General features: G+C 57.0%; 14 protein-coding genes and 1 tRNA gene. 6 read left to right on the top strand and 9 right to left on the bottom strand.

Translation table 11 applies throughout. The annotated features are described in order from the left end of the window. From D1222_RS12585 to galE, 5 genes are all read right to left on the bottom strand, one after another. Complete coding sequence (locus D1222_RS12585; protein ID WP_119454596.1) at positions 1-1,938, bottom strand: MacB family efflux pump subunit; 1,938 nt, start codon at positions 1,936-1,938, stop codon at positions 1-3. A gap of 15 nt (positions 1,939-1,953) precedes the next feature. After that, positions 1,954-3,282 (bottom strand): efflux RND transporter periplasmic adaptor subunit, encoded by a 1,329-nt coding sequence (locus D1222_RS12590; RefSeq protein WP_119454597.1) that lies wholly within the window; start codon positions 3,280-3,282, stop codon positions 1,954-1,956. A gap of 109 nt (positions 3,283-3,391) precedes the next feature. Next, a tRNA-Lys gene (locus D1222_RS12595) sits at positions 3,392-3,467 on the bottom strand. A 193-nt stretch (positions 3,468-3,660) separates the two neighbouring features. After that, the gene (locus D1222_RS12600) at positions 3,661-4,419 is read right to left on the bottom strand and encodes a sulfotransferase family protein (RefSeq protein ID WP_119454598.1); all 759 of its coding nucleotides are present in this window, start codon (positions 4,417-4,419) and stop codon (positions 3,661-3,663) included. A 141-nt stretch (positions 4,420-4,560) separates the two neighbouring features. Next, positions 4,561-5,556, bottom strand: a complete 996-nt coding sequence (gene galE, locus D1222_RS12605; protein ID WP_119454599.1) for a UDP-glucose 4-epimerase GalE — start codon at positions 5,554-5,556, stop codon at positions 4,561-4,563. A 365-nt stretch (positions 5,557-5,921) separates the two neighbouring features. Here galE and D1222_RS12610 point away from each other — a divergent pair, with 365 nt between their 5' ends. Further along, positions 5,922-6,935: an NAD-dependent epimerase/dehydratase family protein gene (locus D1222_RS12610; protein ID WP_119454600.1), complete on the top strand. Its 1,014-nt coding sequence runs from the start codon at positions 5,922-5,924 to the stop codon at positions 6,933-6,935. Positions 6,936-6,961: 26 nt separating this feature from the next. Here D1222_RS12610 and D1222_RS12615 read toward each other — a convergent pair whose 3' ends face one another. Genes D1222_RS12615 through D1222_RS12630 form a run of 4 tightly spaced genes read right to left on the bottom strand, consistent with a single transcriptional unit; the run spans position 6,962 to position 10,893 of the window. After that, complete coding sequence (locus D1222_RS12615; protein WP_119454601.1) at positions 6,962-7,696, bottom strand: proteasome-type protease; 735 nt, start codon at positions 7,694-7,696, stop codon at positions 6,962-6,964. Between the two features lie 6 nt (positions 7,697-7,702). Then, complete coding sequence (locus D1222_RS12620; RefSeq protein ID WP_119454602.1) at positions 7,703-8,518, bottom strand: transglutaminase family protein; 816 nt, start codon at positions 8,516-8,518, stop codon at positions 7,703-7,705. Positions 8,519-8,527: 9 nt separating this feature from the next. Beyond that, the gene (locus D1222_RS12625) at positions 8,528-9,466 is read right to left on the bottom strand and encodes an alpha-E domain-containing protein (RefSeq protein ID WP_182481980.1); all 939 of its coding nucleotides are present in this window, start codon (positions 9,464-9,466) and stop codon (positions 8,528-8,530) included. Continuing rightward, positions 9,466-10,893: a circularly permuted type 2 ATP-grasp protein gene (locus tag D1222_RS12630; protein ID WP_119454604.1), complete on the bottom strand. Its 1,428-nt coding sequence runs from the start codon at positions 10,891-10,893 to the stop codon at positions 9,466-9,468. The genes D1222_RS12625 and D1222_RS12630 overlap by 1 nt, the downstream gene beginning before the upstream one ends. 279 nt (positions 10,894-11,172) lie before the next feature. Here D1222_RS12630 and D1222_RS12635 point away from each other — a divergent pair, with 279 nt between their 5' ends. The 5 genes from D1222_RS12635 to D1222_RS12655 all read left to right on the top strand — a co-directional run bounded on the left by D1222_RS12635 (position 11,173) and on the right by D1222_RS12655 (position 17,979). After that, a complete protein-coding gene (locus tag D1222_RS12635; protein ID WP_182481968.1) occupies positions 11,173-12,486 on the top strand; it encodes a glycosyltransferase family 4 protein in 1,314 nt (437 codons plus the stop codon). A gap of 1,097 nt (positions 12,487-13,583) precedes the next feature. Beyond that, positions 13,584-14,297 (top strand): hypothetical protein, encoded by a 714-nt coding sequence (locus D1222_RS12640; RefSeq protein WP_147371870.1) that lies wholly within the window; start codon positions 13,584-13,586, stop codon positions 14,295-14,297. A gap of 15 nt (positions 14,298-14,312) precedes the next feature. After that, entirely contained in the window at positions 14,313-15,881 is a 1,569-nt protein-coding gene (locus D1222_RS12645; protein ID WP_119454607.1) for a lipopolysaccharide biosynthesis protein, read from the top strand. Positions 15,882-15,919: 38 nt separating this feature from the next. Further along, complete coding sequence (locus D1222_RS12650; RefSeq protein ID WP_119454608.1) at positions 15,920-17,005, top strand: glycosyltransferase family 4 protein; 1,086 nt, start codon at positions 15,920-15,922, stop codon at positions 17,003-17,005. Beyond that, the gene (locus tag D1222_RS12655) at positions 17,002-17,979 is read left to right on the top strand and encodes a GDP-mannose 4,6-dehydratase (RefSeq protein WP_119454609.1); all 978 of its coding nucleotides are present in this window, start codon (positions 17,002-17,004) and stop codon (positions 17,977-17,979) included. Before D1222_RS12650 ends, D1222_RS12655 begins: the two co-directional genes overlap by 4 nt. Position 17,980: the final 1 nt, after the last annotated feature.

A 17,980-nucleotide genomic window follows, 5' to 3' on the forward strand; every position in this document is an offset into this window, starting at 1 on the left:
CTACTCCGAAGCAAGCGCAGTGACAGGGTCGAGCCGCGCAGCCTTGCGCGCAGGCAACAGGCCGAAGATGAGGCCGGTCCCGAGCGCAGATGTGAAAGCCAGGACGGCAGGCATAGCGGTGACGGCGATGGTCATGCCGCTCTCAGCGAGGATGAAGCAGACGCCGAGACCGAACAGGACGCCAGCAATCCCGCCGAGACCGCCAACGACCAGCGCTTCGACGACAAACTGGGTCATGATGTCAGACCGTCTCGCCCCTGTGGCCATGCGAACGCCGATTTCGCGCGTGCGCTCAGACACGCTCACCAGCATGATGTTCATCACGCCGATACCGCCCACAAGCAGCGAAATGGATGCGACCGACCCGAGCAGGATGGAGAAAGAGCTCTGCGCTTCCTGCATCGACTTCAGGAAGGAGGCCGTATTGCGAAGCTGGAAGTCCTCAGTGCCATGCCTCGACATGAGAAGCGCATGCGCGGCCTCCTCTGTCTCGGTGATCCGATCGGTATCGTCGACGGCCAGAGTAATCGATGACAGATAGGCCTGGCCAAAGAGGCGCATCATGCCCGTCGTGATGGGAACCAGGGCGATATCATCCTGATCCTGCCCCCAGCCTGTCGCGCCTTTCTCCTCGAGAATACCCGACACTTCAAAAGGGGCACCGCCAAGGAAGACGTATTCGCCGACAGCGCTCTGGGGATCGTTGAACAGGTTGCCCGCTGTTGTGGTGCCGAGAACGACGACGCCAACGCGGCGGTCCATATCGTCCTCGGTAAAGAAGGTGCCGTACTTCATTCCGCGGTTCTGGGCCGTCGGCCAGTCTTCCGACACGCCCTCCACCTGCGCACGCACATCGTTCGAGCCCACGCGCAGCGTCGCGCTGCTTGAGCGAGACGGTACAGCAGCAACAATATTATCGAGCTCCGCCAGCGCTTCGGTATCCTGCAGCGTCAGTGTCGCGATCGCATCGCCGCGCATTCGCTGCCCCGGCGCACCGGGCCGTGCAAAGAGGAGGTTTGGCCCCAGCGACTCAAACCGGGCCATGACATCCTGCTGACTACCCTGCCCGATGGCGAGCATGGCAACAACGGCTGACACACCGATCACGACCCCAAGAAGGGTCAGCGCTGTGCGAAACAGGTTCGCGCGAAGCGACCGGAATGCCATCTTCACCGCCTCAAACACCTGCGCAACCGGCGACGGCCCCTTGCGTGAATAGCGATAGGATTCTCTCGCCTCATCATGGCCGCCCTGATCGCCAGTATCAGAGAGGATGCGGCCATCCTGAATGGTGATCACGCGTTTTGCGCGCGCAGCGACCTTCTCATCATGGGTGATGAGGATGATGGTCCGCCCGCTTTCATGCAGGTCTTCCAGAAGCGTCAGAAGCTCTGCACTCGAGCCAGAATCGAGCGCGCCCGTCGGCTCATCGGCGAGAATGATCTCAGCGTCATTGACCAATGCCCGCGCAACGGCGACCCGCTGCTGCTGACCACCTGAAAGCTGGCCGGGTTTGTGGCCGGTACGTTCTCCAAGACCGAGGCGAGCGAGAAGCTCACGCGCCTTGCTGCGACGCTCTTCCTGTCCGAGCCCGGCATAGACGGCCGGGATCTCGACATTCTCCGAAGCGCTGACGCTGGCGAGCAGATTGTACCGCTGGAAAATGAAGCCGAAGGTCTCTCGGCGGAGAGATGCAAGCTCGTCTGCGTCGAGCTTCGAAATGTCTTCTCCGCGCACCGTGTATGCACCGTCTGTTGGCCTGTCCAGACACCCAAGAATATTCATGAGCGTCGACTTTCCGGAGCCGGACTGGCCAATGATCGCGACGAATTCTCCCGGATTGATCCTCAGGGAAACGCCGTCCAGCGCGCGGACCTCTGTATCGCCCTCACCGTAATAACGGCGGACATTTTCAAGCTTGATGAGCGGATGTGACATAGGGAAACTACTGGCCTAGCCGCGCATGAAGCGCGGTCCTCCGCCCCGGCGCCCACCACTTTCCCCGCTCGGCCGCTCAAAGGCGACATTCCCAGTCACGACCTGTTCGCCAGGTTCGATCCCGTAGATAATTTCGGCCATGGTCCGCGTTTTGAGGCCAACAAGCACAGGGCGCGGCTGAGGCGTTCCATCATCGCCAAGCACCAGCACGATTGCACTTTCAGCCTCAGGATTGGCCGCCCGTGCTCGCGCCATTTCCTCACGGCGCGCAGAATCGCGCCGGCCTTCCCCGCCAGGCGCCGCCTCAGCCTCCATGAAGCCGCGCCTGCGTTCGCCGTTCTCTGCGACAGGGCGTCCCTCGCTGCGCTGGCCTCTGGCCGGACGCGACTGAACTGCGGTGACGGGGACAAGCACCGCATTCTCCGCCTGCCCGGTCACGAAGAAGACCTGCGCCGTCATCTGCGGCTTCAGCCTGCCTTCCGGGTTCTCGACGTCCACCAGAGCCTTGTAGAGCACCACATCATTCAGCACTTCGGGTGTTGGAAGCACCTGGCGCACGCTGGTCTCCCACCGGCGGGTAGAGTCGCCAAGCGTGGTAAAATACGCATCCTGCCCACGGTCTATGCGCAGGACATCCGCTTCAGACACATCGGTCTCGACGGTCATCACTCCGAGGTCCGCAATGGTGAGAATGATCGGCGCGGTCTGGTTCGCGTTCAGAGTCTGGCCCTCGACAGCCGCCAGCGACACAACGGTGCCCGAGATTGGCGCGTAGATGCGCGTATATTCTAGATTGGCAAGTTCAGACTGGAGCGATGAGGACTGGCGCTGAATCTGTGCATTAATCGCCTCCAGCCGCCCCTGCGCGACCGTAAGTTCGGCCTGCGCGGTTTCAAACTCGGCGCGTGCGATCGCATCTGCCTCGTAAAGCATTTCAGCGCGCTCTGCTTCGGCGCGCGCAAGCTCCAGCGTTGCCTGCTGCTGCTTTCGGCTTGCCTGTAGCTCGGACAGCTGGGCCCGGTTCGCCTCGACGCTCGTCTGCGCAAGTGTTGGATCGATCCGCGCGAGGAGATCGCCCTTCTCGACCTCGTCGCCGATCTCGACCAAGAGCTCCTGAAGCTGTCCCGACACCTGCGCACCGACATCAACTGACTCCTTCGGCATGATCTTGCCCGCCGCAGAGATGGTCACCTCAATGTCACCGCGGCTTGCTTGCGCGGTCTGGTACTCCGGCGCCTCAGGCCCCTTTAACACGGTTGCCTTGAGCCCAAACCAGACTGCGAGACCAACAAGAAGCAGCCCGACCAGCAGTGCGAGGCGGGACCTGAAAAGGGAGGAAATCATCAGCTTGCGGCTTTCTTTGACTCGTATCTGGAAGATGAGACGACCGGGCACGCCAAATCCGTCGCTGCCAGATGCAGAAACTCGAGATATTTTTTCGTGGAGGGAAAAGTGGTGCGCCCACGAGGATTCGAACCTCGGACCCGCTGATTAAGAGTCAGCTGCTCTACCAACTGAGCTATAGGCGCCTGCCACTTGGGAAAAAGCGATGTAATGCGTCGGTTTGAGAAATCAATCACTCAAAACTGTAGAGCGAAGCATAGTGGCGATGGCGTCCGCATCTTGCTCGCTGCGGAGCGTCGGCACTGCGGCGAGCAGAATGCGTCGCCAAATCCAGGTATAGACTAAGCGTGCCAGCGACCTCCGTCGCCCGCCTCTCAGTTATGCGGTCGTATTCTGCTCTGACTGAGCGCCTTCATGGACGGGTTCATAGCCCCAGGCGCTAGCAGCTTCTCCGGTTTCTTCCCAGATCCCAGCGGCTTCCTCATCGGTGATAACCGTCTTCCAGCCATCATTGCCGAGACCGGGGTTTCGCTCAGGATTGAGAGCCTTGCTAGCCGCGATCGGAAGGTCTCTGACGACTTCAAGCTCCGGCAGCCCAAGCAGCTCCGCGCAGGGACGCACAACCACTTCTGGCTTCCCAACCACGTCTTCGTAGCGAACGCTGACCCGCGGCATTGGCGAGTCGTGCCAGAGCCGGTGGAAGTCACTCCAATGGCCGCCGATATAGTCGCCGCGAGCCGTCTTCATGACGTCCTTCGTTACAAGCAGCTTCCTGCGCGAAGCAACTGCCCGGACCGGATGGCGAACCATGCAGACGAAAGCCTCGCCCTCGACAGGGTCTTCCGGCGGCATCTCGTGGGTCTTCACGAGGAAGGTTTCGCTCATGGCAGCGAGTTCGCGGCGCAAGTCCGGCTTCTCGTTCAAGAGATCGAGCGCGCCATGTTGAAGTGCGAGCCGCGGCGGCTGCCCGTCATCCTGATACTTTATGAAATTGGCGAAATATTCGGCATTCAGCCGCTCTGGCCATGGCGCCTGGCTCGGATAGCCATCGGCGGTGATCACTCTGTAATTGAGATAGATCAGATTGCGGACGAAGGCGTTCCCGCAGCGTGGCCAAGTGGCGATATAGACGATCATTCGAGCAGCCCCATCGGTTAGTATCAATTCGACCGAGGCTGGTAACCATGGCCGCATTCTAAGGTTGGTTTGTAAAGCTGATCGCTTGATACTCAAGTAGCGAATTTGAGCCTTTGGGGTCGCGCAGCGCCGATCATGCGTCTAGAGCGCCGCTTTGCGCCCGAGCTCTTTCAAGTGCCACTCATAAGCCGTGGCGATCACGTTATCGACGTCTGACTGGACCGGCTTCCAGCCCAGCACGCGCGCGGCCTTTTCGGCTGACGCGATAAGCGCAGGAGGGTCGCCGGGGCGCCGCGGGCCAATCTCTCTTGGCACAGGCTTTCCCGTAACCCGCTCAACCGCGTGAACGATCTCAAGCACGCTTGTGCCGGTCCCGGTTCCGAGATTGAAAACGTCGGACGCCCCGCCGCCGCCAAGATAATCCAGCGCCTTCAGATGCGCGTCAGCGAGATCCATCACATGGATGTAATCGCGAATGCACGTCCCGTCGCGCGTGTCAAAATCATCGCCAAAGATGGTCAGCTTGAATGTGTCGTTCAGTACGCCTTCGATACAGAGCGGGATGAGATGCGTCTCAGGGTCATGGCGTTCACCAATTTCGCCATCAGGCGAAGCGCCAGCGGCGTTGAAGTAGCGAAGCTTCACAGAACGGATGCCATGGGCAGTTTCGTAGTCATCCAGCACCTTTTCGACGAACAGCTTCGACATGCCGTACGGATTGATCGGGGCCTGCCTCATGCTCTCGGTGATCGGCATTTCCGTTGGCACGCCATAGGTGGCGCACGTCGATGAGAAGATGATCTTGTCGGTTCCGGCCTTGGCCATCGCATCCAGTAGCCTGACCGTGCCGAGCGTGTTATTCTCGTAATAGAGACCCGGCTGATCCACAGACTCGCCGACATACGCGAAGGCCGCAAAATGGACGACCGCCTCGGGTTTGAACTTTTGGAAGGCTTCATTTAGCCGGTCGGCGTCTAGTAGATCACCCTCGAACAGTTCGCCGAACTGGACGAAATCCCGCCAGCCGCGCGACAGGTTGTCATAGACCACGATGTTCCAGCCGGCCTCGGCGAACGCCTTGCAGCTATGGCTGCCGACATAGCCAGCCCCGCCGGTCACGAGCACGGTTTTTGTCATTTGTAGATCCCCGTCAGTTTTATCAAATTCATGCAAAACAAATGAAAATGACGCGCTTTCACTCGGTATCGGGTTTAGCTGAATTCTTCACCGAGGCCACAGCTACCTCTTGGCCCGGTATCGTGTCAAAAGTGCAGATACCCTCGCACTAATGCTCCAATGTGACAGGTGCCGAAAAAATAGCTCCCACAATGCTCACAACATGCGCAATTCAGCTAAGATTTCAGTTGAAATGGACTTCCGGCTTAATCATTGCTGGGAATCCATGTTGCTTAAGGCAAACAGAAAACTTTTTTGAGAGCCACATATTCTTTGCACTCTGCAGCTAGTGTAGATCGCGCGTTTCCCGAAGAGATTGATTTGCAATGAGAATATTGATCACAGGTGCTGTCGGATTTTTAGGTATGCACACCGCAAGCCGACTTAATGCTGCAGGGCACGAATTGATCGGCATAGATAATTTCAACGATTATTACGACCCGCAGCTTAAACATGCACGCCACGCGAAGATTCGAAGTTTTTGCAAAGTGCACAAAGTTGATTTGGCTGAGCTAGATGCCGTCAAGGCAATCATAGCGGAATTCAAGCCAAACGTAATTGTGCATCTCGCCGCGCAAGCAGGGGTACGTTATTCGATGCAAGATCCGATGGCATACGTCCAAGCCAATGTAGCGGGCCACACTTCGGTTCTAGAGGCATGCCGCATTCTTGGAGCGGATTTCTCTCACTTAGTCTATGCGTCTTCAAGCTCAGTATACGGTGGTAATAGGAAAATACCGTTCTCAGAATCCGACGAAGTAAATGATCCGGTTTCGATATATGCCGCCACAAAACGCGCGGGTGAATTGCTAGCCAGCACCTACGCTCACCTATTCAGGGTGCAAGCGATCGGACTGCGCTTTTTCACAGTCTATGGGCCTTGGGGCAGGCCGGATATGGCATATTGGTCGTTTACCCGCGACATTCTTGCCGGGACGCCGATCCGCATTTTCAATCATGGCAAAATGATGCGCGATTTTACTTACATCGATGACGTAGTAGATGGCATCCTTGCGATGGTAGAGAGATCACCGACTTTTGAAAACACTTCTCGACCACACCGTGTATATAATATTGGGAACAACAATCCCGAAAAGTTGATGGACGTCGTTGGGTTGCTCGAAACACTGCTTGGAAAACCCGCTGTGAAAGAGTTTGTAGAAATGCAATCCGGCGACGTGGTTCAGACTTACGCAGAAATCGAGGCTGCCGCGCGCGACTACGGGTTTTCACCTAGTACGTCTATTGAGCTAGGTTTGTCGCGCTTTGTTGCGTGGTACAAAGAATTTCATGGTTACAGCGGGTTAGACAAAAGCCCCGATTTGACTGTCTACCGCTAAACAAAATTTAGCTTAGTCGCCATTTGTCAAACTTCGTACTGCGGCAGTGACGCGAAAGCGGTCTTCAAGGCTTCGCCCCAATTGTCGGAGATCAGAGAATAATATGGGTCGTCTTCCTCGATCCGGGTCTTTTTGAGGATGTTGAGGCTGTCGGTTTCGTACAAGAGGAGATCGAGCGGGAGGCCGACGGAGAGGTTCGCCTTCAAGGTGGAGTCGAAGGATACCATGAGGAGTTTTACCGCTTCGGCAAAGGACATGGCCGGGTCATGTGCGCGGACAAGGATCGGGCGGCCATATTTGGTTTCGCCGATCTGGAAGAAAGGCGTTTCCTTGCTGGCTTCGACGAAATTGCCTTCCGGGTAGATCATGAAGAGACGCGGCTCGCTGCCGGCAATCTGGCCACCAAGGATCAGCGTCGCGCGGAACGGCGACTCTGCATCGGGGCCGGCGGCCGGCGCGCTTTCCTTGATTACGTCGCGTAGCGTCTTGCCGATAAGGCGCGCGGCCTGAAACATGGACGGCACTTCAAGGATGGAGGGGTTGCGCTCCTCCGGCGCCTTGGTGCGCTCCTCAAGCATGCTGACCACAGCCTGCGTGGTCGCGAGATTGCCCGCCGTCATCAGGACGAAGGTTCGCTCACCCGGAACATTCCAGGTGAACATCTTGCGATACTTTGAGATGTTGTCGACGCCCGCATTGGTGCGGGTGTCGGACATGAAGACGAGCCCCTTATCGAGGCATAGACCCACGCAGTATGTCATTTTTGCTTATTGCTGCTGCTGTTGCTGCTGCACCTGAACCGACACTTCCAACCCCTGCTGAGCACTCCCAAAGCTCAGCCCCGAAACTGGTGCGGCGTCCATATAATCCAGCCCCGTCGCCACGGCGACATAGCGCGCGTCCGGCGAAATGGCGTTGGAAACATCGAATCCGACCCAGCCAAGACCTTCAGCATACGCTTCTGCCCAAGCATGGGAAGCGTCCTGTTGCACACGGTCATCCATCATGAGGTAACCGCTGACATAGCGGGCCGGAAACCCCATGAGACGGGCGCAGGCGACAAAGATCTGCGCGTGATCCTGACAGACGCCATGGCCTGACGCAGCAGCCTCTTCAGCCGTTGTGGCGACACCAGTTTTGCCGGTTTCATACTTTACGGTTTCAGCGATAACGCCCATCAGCGCGTGAAGACGTGAGACCTCATTCTCATATCCCGTCCCTACCTGGTCGCAGATTGCCTGAATGGCACTGCCAGGGCGCGTGAGCTCTGTCTTGCGATGGTAGAGCCAGAGCGGGGTCCAGCCGCCATGCTGGCCGACAATGCCGCTTTCGTCCTGCGTCACGACCGTGCCTTCGGCGCGGATGATGAGCTCGTTCGCGCCCTCTTCCAGCCCAATCAACAGGGTGTGGTTGTTGAACTGGTCGATAAAATGGACCTGCTCTAGCGCCCCCTCAAACGTCACATTCCAGTCGTCGACGCTCTGGCCGCGCCGCGTCTTGGGGATCAGCCGAATTTGCTGCAGCCCGTAAACGGCAGGTTCGGCGAACTGGTAATGTGTCAGATGAGCGATCTTGAGGCGCAAAATTCTTCCCTATGCGTAGAAGCGATAGTCTTTCTCGATCTGCAGACCGAGCGCGTTATTGGACTGAAGGATGGACTGGATGAATTCGTGCAGGCCGCCGTCAAAGATTGTCTCCACATCAGTACTGATGAGACGGCTCAAGGTTGCCTCGCACAGTTCGCGGCTTGGCCGGGCCTCGCCATATTCCTGCTCAAGATAGCCAAGATTGCGCGACAGGTTCGAATAGCAGAATGCGATGGAGCGCGGCAGGCGCTGATCGAGGATGAGGAACTCCGCAATCGCGCGCGGTCCGCTTTCTTTATTGAGCCACGCGAAGCTGCGCTCAGCTGCCGCTGACCTGAGGATCGCCTCCCATTGGAAGTTGTCGATCGTCGAGCCAACCATCGAGACCGACGGCAACAGCACGAAGTATTTCACGTCCAGGATGCGCGCGACATTGTCCGCCCGCTCCGTGAACGTGCCAATCCGGCAGAAATTGAAGATGTCGTTGCGCAGCATTGTGCCATGAAGGGCGCCGCGCACCTGCGCACTCTGCTGGCGAATGAGCTCGAGGACGTTTGGCAGGTCGGCATCCGAGACACGCTGCGAAAGGGCATCTTTAAGCTTCATCCAGGTGTCGTTGACCGCTTCCCAGACTTCACGCGTCAGCGCGACACGGACCACGCGCGCATTGTTGCGCGCGGCCTCTACCACAGACATGACGCTGGACGGGTTGGACCGGTCGCGAAGGATATAGTCGATGACGTCAGAGCGCTTCACATGCTCATGCGTTTGGAGGAACATCTCTTTGACGTTTGCGGTCGAGAGGACCGATTCCCACTCCGCATCGTCCGGCGCGGAGCGAGTCATCGTCATGCGGGAGCCGGCCTCGATCAGACGGGCATTGTTGGCGCTGCGCTCAAGGTAGCGGCACATCCAGAAGAGGCCGCCCGCTGTCTTACCTAGCATCATGACTCAAGCACCCATGTATCTTTGGTGCCACCGCCCTGGCTCGAGTTCACGACCAGTGAACCTTTTTTAAGCGCGACGCGCGTGAGACCGCCCGGGGTGATGTCGATGCCGTTTGGCGAGACGAGCACGAAGGGGCGAAGGTCGACATGCCGCGGAGCAAGGCCCTTATTGGTGAAGATTGGCACCGTCGAAAGCGCGAGCGTTGGCTGGGCGATATAGCCATCGGGCTTCGCTTTCAGCTTGGCGCGAAAATCAGCGATTTCCTTGCGGCTGGCTGCCGGGCCGACGAGCATGCCGTAGCCGCCAGAGCCGTGAACTTCCTTCACAACGAGCTCTGACAAATTGTCGAGCACATAGGCGAGCGAGTCCGGCTCTGAGCATCGCCAGGTCGGGACGTTCGGAAGCTTTGCCTTCTCGCCTGTATAGAACTCGACGATGTCCGGCATGTAGGAATAGATCGCCTTGTCGTCCGAGATGCCTGTTCCCGGCGCATTCGCGATCGTGATCCCCCCTGCCCTGTAGACGTCGAGTATACCCGGCACGCCAAGCATCGAGTCCGGATTGAAGTTCAGCGGGTCAAGGAAGGCATCGTCTACTCGGCGGTAGAGGACATCAACCGCCGTGTACCCTTGTGTGGTGCGCATCGCGACACGGCCATTCACGACGCGAAGGTCATGCCCCTCGACAAGCTCTGCGCCCATTTCGTCGGCCAGAAAAGCGTGCTCGAAATAGGCAGAGTTATGAATGCCCGGCGTCAGCACGGCGATGACCGGTTTGCCATCGCAGGCCGGCGGCGCGCAGGCGGCAAGCGACCGGCGCAGGCGCTTCGGGTAGGTCGATACCGGGCACACACGGTTCTGAATGAAGAGCTCGGGAAACATCTCGAACATCGTCTCGCGGTTTTCGAGCATGTAGGAGACGCCCGATGGCGTGCGCGCATTGTCTTCGAGAACGAAGAACTCATCCTCGCCCGTGCGAACGATATCTGTGCCGACAATATGGGTGTAGATGCTGCCGGGCGGCTCCACGCCGATCATCTTCGGCAGATAGGCTTCATTATTGCTGATCATGTGCGCAGGGATACGCCCCGCCTTCAGGATCTCCTGGCGATGATAAATATCGTGAAGGAAGGCGTTCAGCGCGCGCACGCGCTGCTCGATACCTTCGGACAGTTTTTGCCATTCGCGTTTGGACAAAACGTGCGGAACGATGTCGAACGGGATCAGCCGTTCGTTAGCTTCTTCGCGGCCGTAAACATTAAAAGTAATACCTGTGCGCCTGAACGCCTGCTCGGCTTCTTCGGCTTTTCTGCGGAGGCGCGCATTCTGCTCGCCTTCAAACCATTTATGATACGACTTGTACGGTTCACGCGGCTCGTCGCCTGTTCCGAACATCTCATCGAATGGCTGTTTGTCTTTCGACATGCGTCTCGCTTGTACCTTTCCACAGCTATACATCACACCTAGCTGCCGGAAATTTTGGAGGCAATGGCGCGCGGGCTGACCAGACGGACTTAGATTGCGCCTGCCGCAAAACCAGTCACGAAACCAAGACTTTAAGCTCCAAACTTAAAAAACGCGCACTTCTGCCGAAGGCGCGTTGGGTGAGCGGTGCTGTGATTGGAAAGCAACACTTATCCCTACCATCTGCGAACACGAATGCAACCGTTAACGGCATTTCACGTTGTGGTCAGCATGAGACAGATGCAACACACCAACCCGATCACGCCGGTTGAGGGGCCGGAAGAGAACCCACCCCTGGAAGTCGCGCTGCTGACGTGGGAATACCCGCCCATTCCGACAGCGAAAGGCCGCGTGGCCTGCGAAGTCGCGCATGGTCTTGCGCGTCATGGTGTGAACGTTCGCGTCTTTACGATGGACCGCGACGATGTCGTCCGCACCGATCATGAGCGCATTGAGGTTATCGGTTGCGCCGGCCGCATCACGGGCCTTCGCCGTCTGATGCGCAAGATCCCGGGTCTTGAGTTTGCAGCAACCGCTGCAGCCTTCCGCGAGTGTGTGCATGAAGAACATGAGCGCCGCCCATTCGATCTGATTGAAGCCTCAAATTGGGGCGCGCCCGCCGCTATGCTGATGGACTGCGGTCTGCCGATTGTTATCCGCAACTCTGCGCCGCACGGAATTGATGAAGCTGACGCGAGCACACTCGGCCAGCGCATTTCCAACCGCATCGTCAGCGGCATGGAAGCGCGCTGCAACCACAGCGCCGATGCCATCATCTCCAACAGCCGAAGCCACGCGAACGCAATCCGCAACTGGTATGACATCACACCAGGTCTCATTCACATGGTCACCCCGCTTTCGGTTGATCCGGTGATCAGGAAAGCTGGCATCTCTGCCCAATTTCCGCCTGCCCATGCCCGGCTTCGCCTCGCCTATATCGGCGACGATAGCGAGCGTAAGGGCTTCGACGAAATGCTTCTGGCCTTCCAGAAAGTCAGTGAACAGCTCCGTGATCAGGGTGAGCCCCTCCCCGAGCTTCATCTGATGGGCCTCGAAAGCGGTGCGTTGGATGCGCGGGTATCGCAGCTTGGCGTGTCGACGAGCCTGCTGGAACAGGTCTTTGACTATGGCCGCGTCACAGATGAATCGATGACGCACATTCTGGCACGCTGCCAGGCCGTGCTCGCACCATCGCGCTATCAGTCCTTCGGATCAGTCTATCACGAAGCAGCCGCATTCGGCCGCCCGCTGATCGCTTGCGCCGAAGATCCAGCTGCTGTTGAGCACATCCACCGCCACGGTTGCGGTCGGCTGGCAGAAGCATGCACGCCGGACGCTATCGCCGAAACCGTACTCAACCTCTTCAATGACCGCCACACCATGCTCGAAATGCGTAAGGCGGGTCTCGAAGCGGCCAAATCCTGGACTCGTGAAGAACTCGGTGCCCGCACCCTTCAGATCTACCGCCGCGCCATGCGCCTCGAAGCCATCGACATCCCGGGCAGCCAGCATTCTCGCGGCTATCATGGCGCTCTGGAGCAAGTTCGGATCTAACGATCCAAAATTAGCATCTGCAGCCCCGTGTCCAATCAGGATACGGGGCTTTTTGATTATTCTGCGGAAGTCCGTCTCACTTCATTCTGTTTAAAACAAGCACGGTGGATTCCACGAGACTAAGCCTTGTTATGGTTAGCAATTCTCGGACAGCGCGAATTGCTGGTAGATCATTCGCCTAGCCGCGAGTGCACAACCTGCAGTCAACCCGAAAATAGATATCATTTTAAAATTTATCCGGTTGACCCGGTAGGTCTGGCGGGACTAACTCACGCTAGAAATGTTGTGTGGGGAGACGCAATTCTGCTTCACCCTGCACTGCGGTAGCCGTTTTAGAAGCAACGCCCTTTTTCGCCTCAACTTTATAATTATCCATCATCAGTGGGGCCATTATCGTTAATATTCTTTGAGCGACTGCGCAATTCGGGACTAAAGTGTGTCGTCTAAAATATTATCTTGAGCGCGGGCAGCAGTGACGCCCTCCTAAAAAGAAACCCCTTATGTACGGCAATGGCACCCCGTTCAGATGTGCAATCCTCGCCCCCCCCCCCAGATGCATCAGTACGATTCCGCACACTACGCGCTCTCCAGTTCCACGGCTACTGAGATGCACAACGCATATTCTCAGCGCTCAAGCACCTCATACCTCAGTTTGTGTCGGAGGCCTCAATGAGAAGGGCTACCCACTCGATGACGGGCGCTTCATCGTCGACGTCGACGGCCTATCTTTGCTCTACGTGAGCTAGACTTTGCTAGGCGATCCGACCAAGGCGAAAGATAGAATAGCCGCATCCACTTTACCCTTGCGATCTGGCGCGCGAGAAGGTCGCTGCCGATTTCGAGGTGATGAGAACAGAAGGTGTAAATCTAGGCATCACCACATAAAGCCAAGGCCAAACGTGCGTTCTTGGTCGCGGGAAAATCGGCCTTCGTCGCCTCTTACCGCAGCATAACAAGTTCTTCGAATTCAAAAGATCACCCATGCTGATCACGCAAAGGATGAAATGATGCTAAAGAGTGCTTTGAAGGCTGTTGGAATGAAGTTAATTCCTCGTGTCACCTTGGAATTGCTTTCAGCTCGATCACAAAGACAAATCATGGAACGAGAACGTTCGAGCGGTCGCTTGGACGCCTCGCGAAAGTTTATCGAAAAACATGGGCGAACAGTTTTGAGGGGCCCCTTCAAGGGTATGCAGTATCCCGAAGATACTGCGCGCGAGCGCAATCTCGTACATCGCCTATGTGGGAGCTATGAATCTGAACTCCACCCCTGGGTCGAGGAGATTGCTCGGAAAGACTATGCAATGCTGCTAGATATCGGCACCGCAGATGGTTTCTATTCAGTAGGCTTTGGACTTCTAATGCCGAACACTCGGGTTGTCGGCTTCGACACAGATCGCTGGGCGCGCAAAGCCACGAGGAAGCTTGCTCTTGTGAACGAAGCGTCCAATGTCGATACTCAAGCGATGTGCGACAACGCGTGGATCAATAGTCACGTACTACCGAACACCCTCATTTTTTCCGACTGTGAAGGCTATGAGGCGGTGCTTTTCGATTTGAACAAAAGCCCGATTCTAGAGCAGTGCGACATGATAATCGAGCTTCACGAAAGGCCTGCTCCTGGGGTTGAAAAATTACTCCGGGAGCGGTTCGCAAAAACACATAACTGCCGAATGGTAACATATGTTGATCACGACCCGGCCTCATTTCCAGAGCTGGAGGACGTCGAACCACGTATGCGCGAACTCGTGATAAGTGAGGGCCGCGGCGGCCCACAGAATGTCATATTTCTCACACGCCGCACGGATTAGCAACGCAGATGATCAATGCCAGACAACTCCCAGCACGGTGAAGAGCTTTCCTCCCAGAGCGCGGAACGAGTGCGCCTGCGTCGCCGAGAGAATTCTCTAAATCCGGTAGCGGGGGATGCCAGCTTAAGTGTGAGGGTGGCCCGAGGCAGCACGGTGGCGTTGGGATCACATGGCATCTTCCTTGTGCTCCAGATTGCACAGCTTGCAATTCTTTCCCGCCTGCTCACGCCTGACGACTTCGGCGTGGTCGGCATGGCTTTAGCAGTAACTGGCTTCATCCGCCTTTTTCAGGACATGGGCCTTACATCTGCCACGATACAGCGGCGCCATATAAACCAGTCCTTGGTGAGCGCGCTTTTCTTTTTGAATATTGCTGTAGGCTTTGGCCTAATGCTGTTGTGCTGGATCGCTGCGCCCCTCGCTGGTTGGCTATTCAATGATGAGCGAGTGACCCTCGTAATCGTTACGCTCGCGCTTACGATGCCCATGCTTGCGCTTCGCGCTCAACATCGTGCAATTGTCAGTCGGCGAATGGAATTCGTCACGCTCAATTTAGGACAGCTCGTTTCTAATGCTGCAGGGGTGTTAGTTGCTTGTAGCACGGCATGGAGGACCGATCTCGGCTACTGGTCGATCGTCGCAGGTCAACTGGTCACCGGCGCCGCCGATGTTCTATTTTTCTGGATCGCATCGTCTTGGCGACCGTCAATTCCAAAGCGCGGCAGCGGAGTGCGCTCAGCGGTCGATTTTGGCGCAAGAATAATGCTTTCAAATATCTTGGGTTGGATGTGGAAACAATCGGACAACGGCCTGATTGGCTGGCGTTGGGGAAGCGAAAATTTAGGCTACTATGCGCGCGCCTACTCTCTTCTTCTTGTGCCGTTGATGCTTATAAGCGGGCCAGTGGCTTCGGCTGTAATCCCGGCACTTAGTCGCCTCCAAGACGAGCGCGAAAAATGGGCTGATTTGTTCACGCGCGCGGCTCGTGCTGTCACAGCGCTAAGTGCGTTGTTTGCGACAGTATTGTTCGTCAATGCGGACTTCATCATTGATATTGCGCTTGGGCCGGGCTGGGACAAGAGCACAATCATCTTCGCAGTTCTGATACTATCGATTGTACCGAGCATCGCTTGGGAACTGGCTCGGTACGTTTTCCTTTCGCTTGGACGGAGCGACGTGATGCTCAAATACAGCCTTGTGGCCGGCCCACTACATCTCGTCGCATTTGCAATCGGTCTGCAGTACGGCGCGGTCGGTGTGGCTTGGAGCCTAGTCGCGGTCTCGTGGCTTCTCGCTGTTCCTATTCTTGTCGTTTCCGCTCGCACTGCAAGCATTTCGTCCAGACGCCTGATTATCGATGTTGCTCCTCCCGTGGCTGGCTTCGCCGCCGCTGTCGGCGCTATCCCACTGCTTGCTGGACTGGACGCCTCGCCAATTATTCGTGCTCTGGCTCTCGCTACGGTCGCCTCGGTGCTTTTCATCGTTGGCACAGCTGCCGTCGCTGCGTTTTGCGCTTCATGGCGAAGCGATATTAACTGGGCAGTCAACTGGGTCGAGCAGATTATTAAGAAAAGGGCGGTTTGAACGCTGTCTTGGCAGCTGCGTCATGTCGCGGAATTATTATGCACATCATACTGATCGGCTATCTCCACAATCATGGCGGCATTCAGACCCACACCCATTGGCTTGCCAATGGGCTGGTCTCACGCGGCCACAGCGTCGAAGCAATTACACCCGGGCCGCAGCGTAATGACCCGCCGGGCCTGCCTCAGAATGGGCACTATGAGATTAGCGAATACCGCACTATCGGCGATATCCTTCGGATTGGTCGAAAGGCGCGCCCCCGCCCCGATGCAGTGGTCGTGGCAGGCACAGGCTGGAAGGCGATGACACTAGCTTACGCGATCAAAGGTGCACGGCGGCGCGTCTTCTTCGAAGTGATGAGCGGAGAGCGCAATACTTGGTTAGATCCACGTGATATGGCTCGCATCGGTTTCCATGCGATGGTGGCCCAAGGCAGCGGCGTCGAACGCGCATTCGTTCGCGAATTTTCATGGTGCCGGCCACATGTGACCATCCCCGCATTGCCGGAGCCTCTGGAGGTCGAGGCCAACATTCCGGTGGCGCCGAAGCTGCCGCGGGGAGGAGAAGGCAAACTTCGCCTTGGCTATTTCAGCCGCCTCATTAATTACAAGGGGGCAGGCTGGCTAATCGAGAATTGGGATTGTCTTTCTCAGCATGCCGAGCGGCTCGATATTTGGGGTACGGGCCCGGCCCACGATGAATTTGCTGCGTTAATCAACAAGAATGGACTTGGAGACCGCATCTCACTCAAAGGGCGCTATCCGCGTGGGCAAGAGTATATCAATCTGCTCCAGCGGTATGACCTCACACTTTTGCCGACTTGGGGGAAAGAGGGCGCGCCGCTGGTGTTGCTGGAATCGATGGCCTGCGGCGTGCCGTTTGTTGCCAATGGTGTTGGTGGCATTCCCGACTATGCCAACCCACAAAGCGCGATCACATCGGGCAAACTCGAGGAGTTTCTTTTACTTTATAATGATTTAGCGGCGCGTATAGGCCGTGGCGAGATTGATGGCGAGGCGCTGCAGGAACATTACCGACAAAACTTCAGTTTTGAACGACTTGTTGATCAGTGGGAAGGATTTCTCAACTCGCCCCTTCCTGCAGTTGCCGGAAAGCAGCAATGAAAATTGCATTTATTACAGGAATCACCGGGCAGGACGGTTCGTTCCTTGCCGACCTTCTGCTTTCGAAAGACTACGAAGTGCATGGAGTTTTGCGGCGCTCTAGCACGATTGATCGGCCGCGCATCGATCACCTGACGCGAGACCCAGCTATCTACAACGAGCGTCTCTTCCTGCATTATTGTGACCTTGACGATATTACGACGCTGCGGCGTCTCTTGCACCAAGTCGAACCAGATGAATTCTATCATCTCGCCGGTCAGAGCCATGTTGGGGTTAGCTTCGAGATCCCCGAATCGACCTGCGATTTCACCGCGATGGCGACGCTGCGTATCCTTGAAGTGCTGCGCGACCTCGACAAAAAACCCCGCTTCCTGACGACCGGCAGCAGCGAGATATTCGGCTCCCCAACCGAAAGTCCGCAATCACTGGCCACCGCGATGCTGCCGCGATCGCCCTACGGAGTGGCCAAAGCCTTTGCGGTTAACATTACCCGTGTCTATCGCGAGGCGTTTGGAATGTTTGCTTGCACCGCGGTTTGCTACAATCACGAGTCCGAGCGGCGCAGCCCAAGCTTCGTGACCCGGAAGATCAGCAGAGCCGTTGCTGCAATAGCTGACGGTCGTCAGGACAAGCTGGCGCTCGGCAATCTCGATGTCTGGCGCGATTGGGGCTATGCGCCCGAATTCGTCGAAGCAATGTGGCGAATGTTACAGGCAAAGAACGCGCAGGACCTCATGATCTGCACCGGCGAGTCGACGTCGCTCGAGCAATTCCTGGATGTCGCGTTCCGTCATGCGGGTCTCAATTGGCGGGATCACGTCGAGACCGATCCCCGGTTCGTAAGGCCTAGCGAGCCGGCGAGGTTAGTAGGCGATCCATCAGGCGCAGAAGTTGCAATAGGATGGCGAGCGAAAACCAAGGCGGCCGATGTTGCGCGGCTGCTGGTGGATATTGACCGCCAGCAGCTAGGATAAC

This window comes from Henriciella algicola (assembly GCF_003576245.1).
Lineage (GTDB): Bacteria > Pseudomonadota > Alphaproteobacteria > Caulobacterales > Hyphomonadaceae > Henriciella > Henriciella algicola.

Coding starts and splice junctions, on each gene's coding strand:
- D1222_RS12655 (WP_119454609.1), top strand. CDS start 17,002: ATGAAAATTGCATTTATTACAGGAATCACCGGGCAGGACGGTTCGTTC.
- D1222_RS12640 (WP_147371870.1), top strand. CDS start 13,584: ATGGAACGAGAACGTTCGAGCGGTCGCTTGGACGCCTCGCGAAAGTTT.
- D1222_RS12590 (WP_119454597.1), bottom strand. CDS start 3,282: ATGATTTCCTCCCTTTTCAGGTCCCGCCTCGCACTGCTGGTCGGGCTG.
- D1222_RS12600 (WP_119454598.1), bottom strand. CDS start 4,419: ATGATCGTCTATATCGCCACTTGGCCACGCTGCGGGAACGCCTTCGTC.
- D1222_RS12615 (WP_119454601.1), bottom strand. CDS start 7,696: ATGACATACTGCGTGGGTCTATGCCTCGATAAGGGGCTCGTCTTCATG.
- galE (WP_119454599.1), bottom strand. CDS start 5,556: ATGACAAAAACCGTGCTCGTGACCGGCGGGGCTGGCTATGTCGGCAGC.
- D1222_RS12585 (WP_119454596.1), bottom strand. CDS start 1,938: ATGTCACATCCGCTCATCAAGCTTGAAAATGTCCGCCGTTATTACGGT.
- D1222_RS12630 (WP_119454604.1), bottom strand. CDS start 10,893: ATGTCGAAAGACAAACAGCCATTCGATGAGATGTTCGGAACAGGCGAC.
- D1222_RS12625 (WP_182481980.1), bottom strand. CDS start 9,466: ATGCTAGGTAAGACAGCGGGCGGCCTCTTCTGGATGTGCCGCTACCTT.
- D1222_RS12610 (WP_119454600.1), top strand. CDS start 5,922: ATGAGAATATTGATCACAGGTGCTGTCGGATTTTTAGGTATGCACACC.
- D1222_RS12645 (WP_119454607.1), top strand. CDS start 14,313: ATGCCAGACAACTCCCAGCACGGTGAAGAGCTTTCCTCCCAGAGCGCG.
- D1222_RS12635 (WP_182481968.1), top strand. CDS start 11,173: ATGCAACACACCAACCCGATCACGCCGGTTGAGGGGCCGGAAGAGAAC.
- D1222_RS12650 (WP_119454608.1), top strand. CDS start 15,920: ATGCACATCATACTGATCGGCTATCTCCACAATCATGGCGGCATTCAG.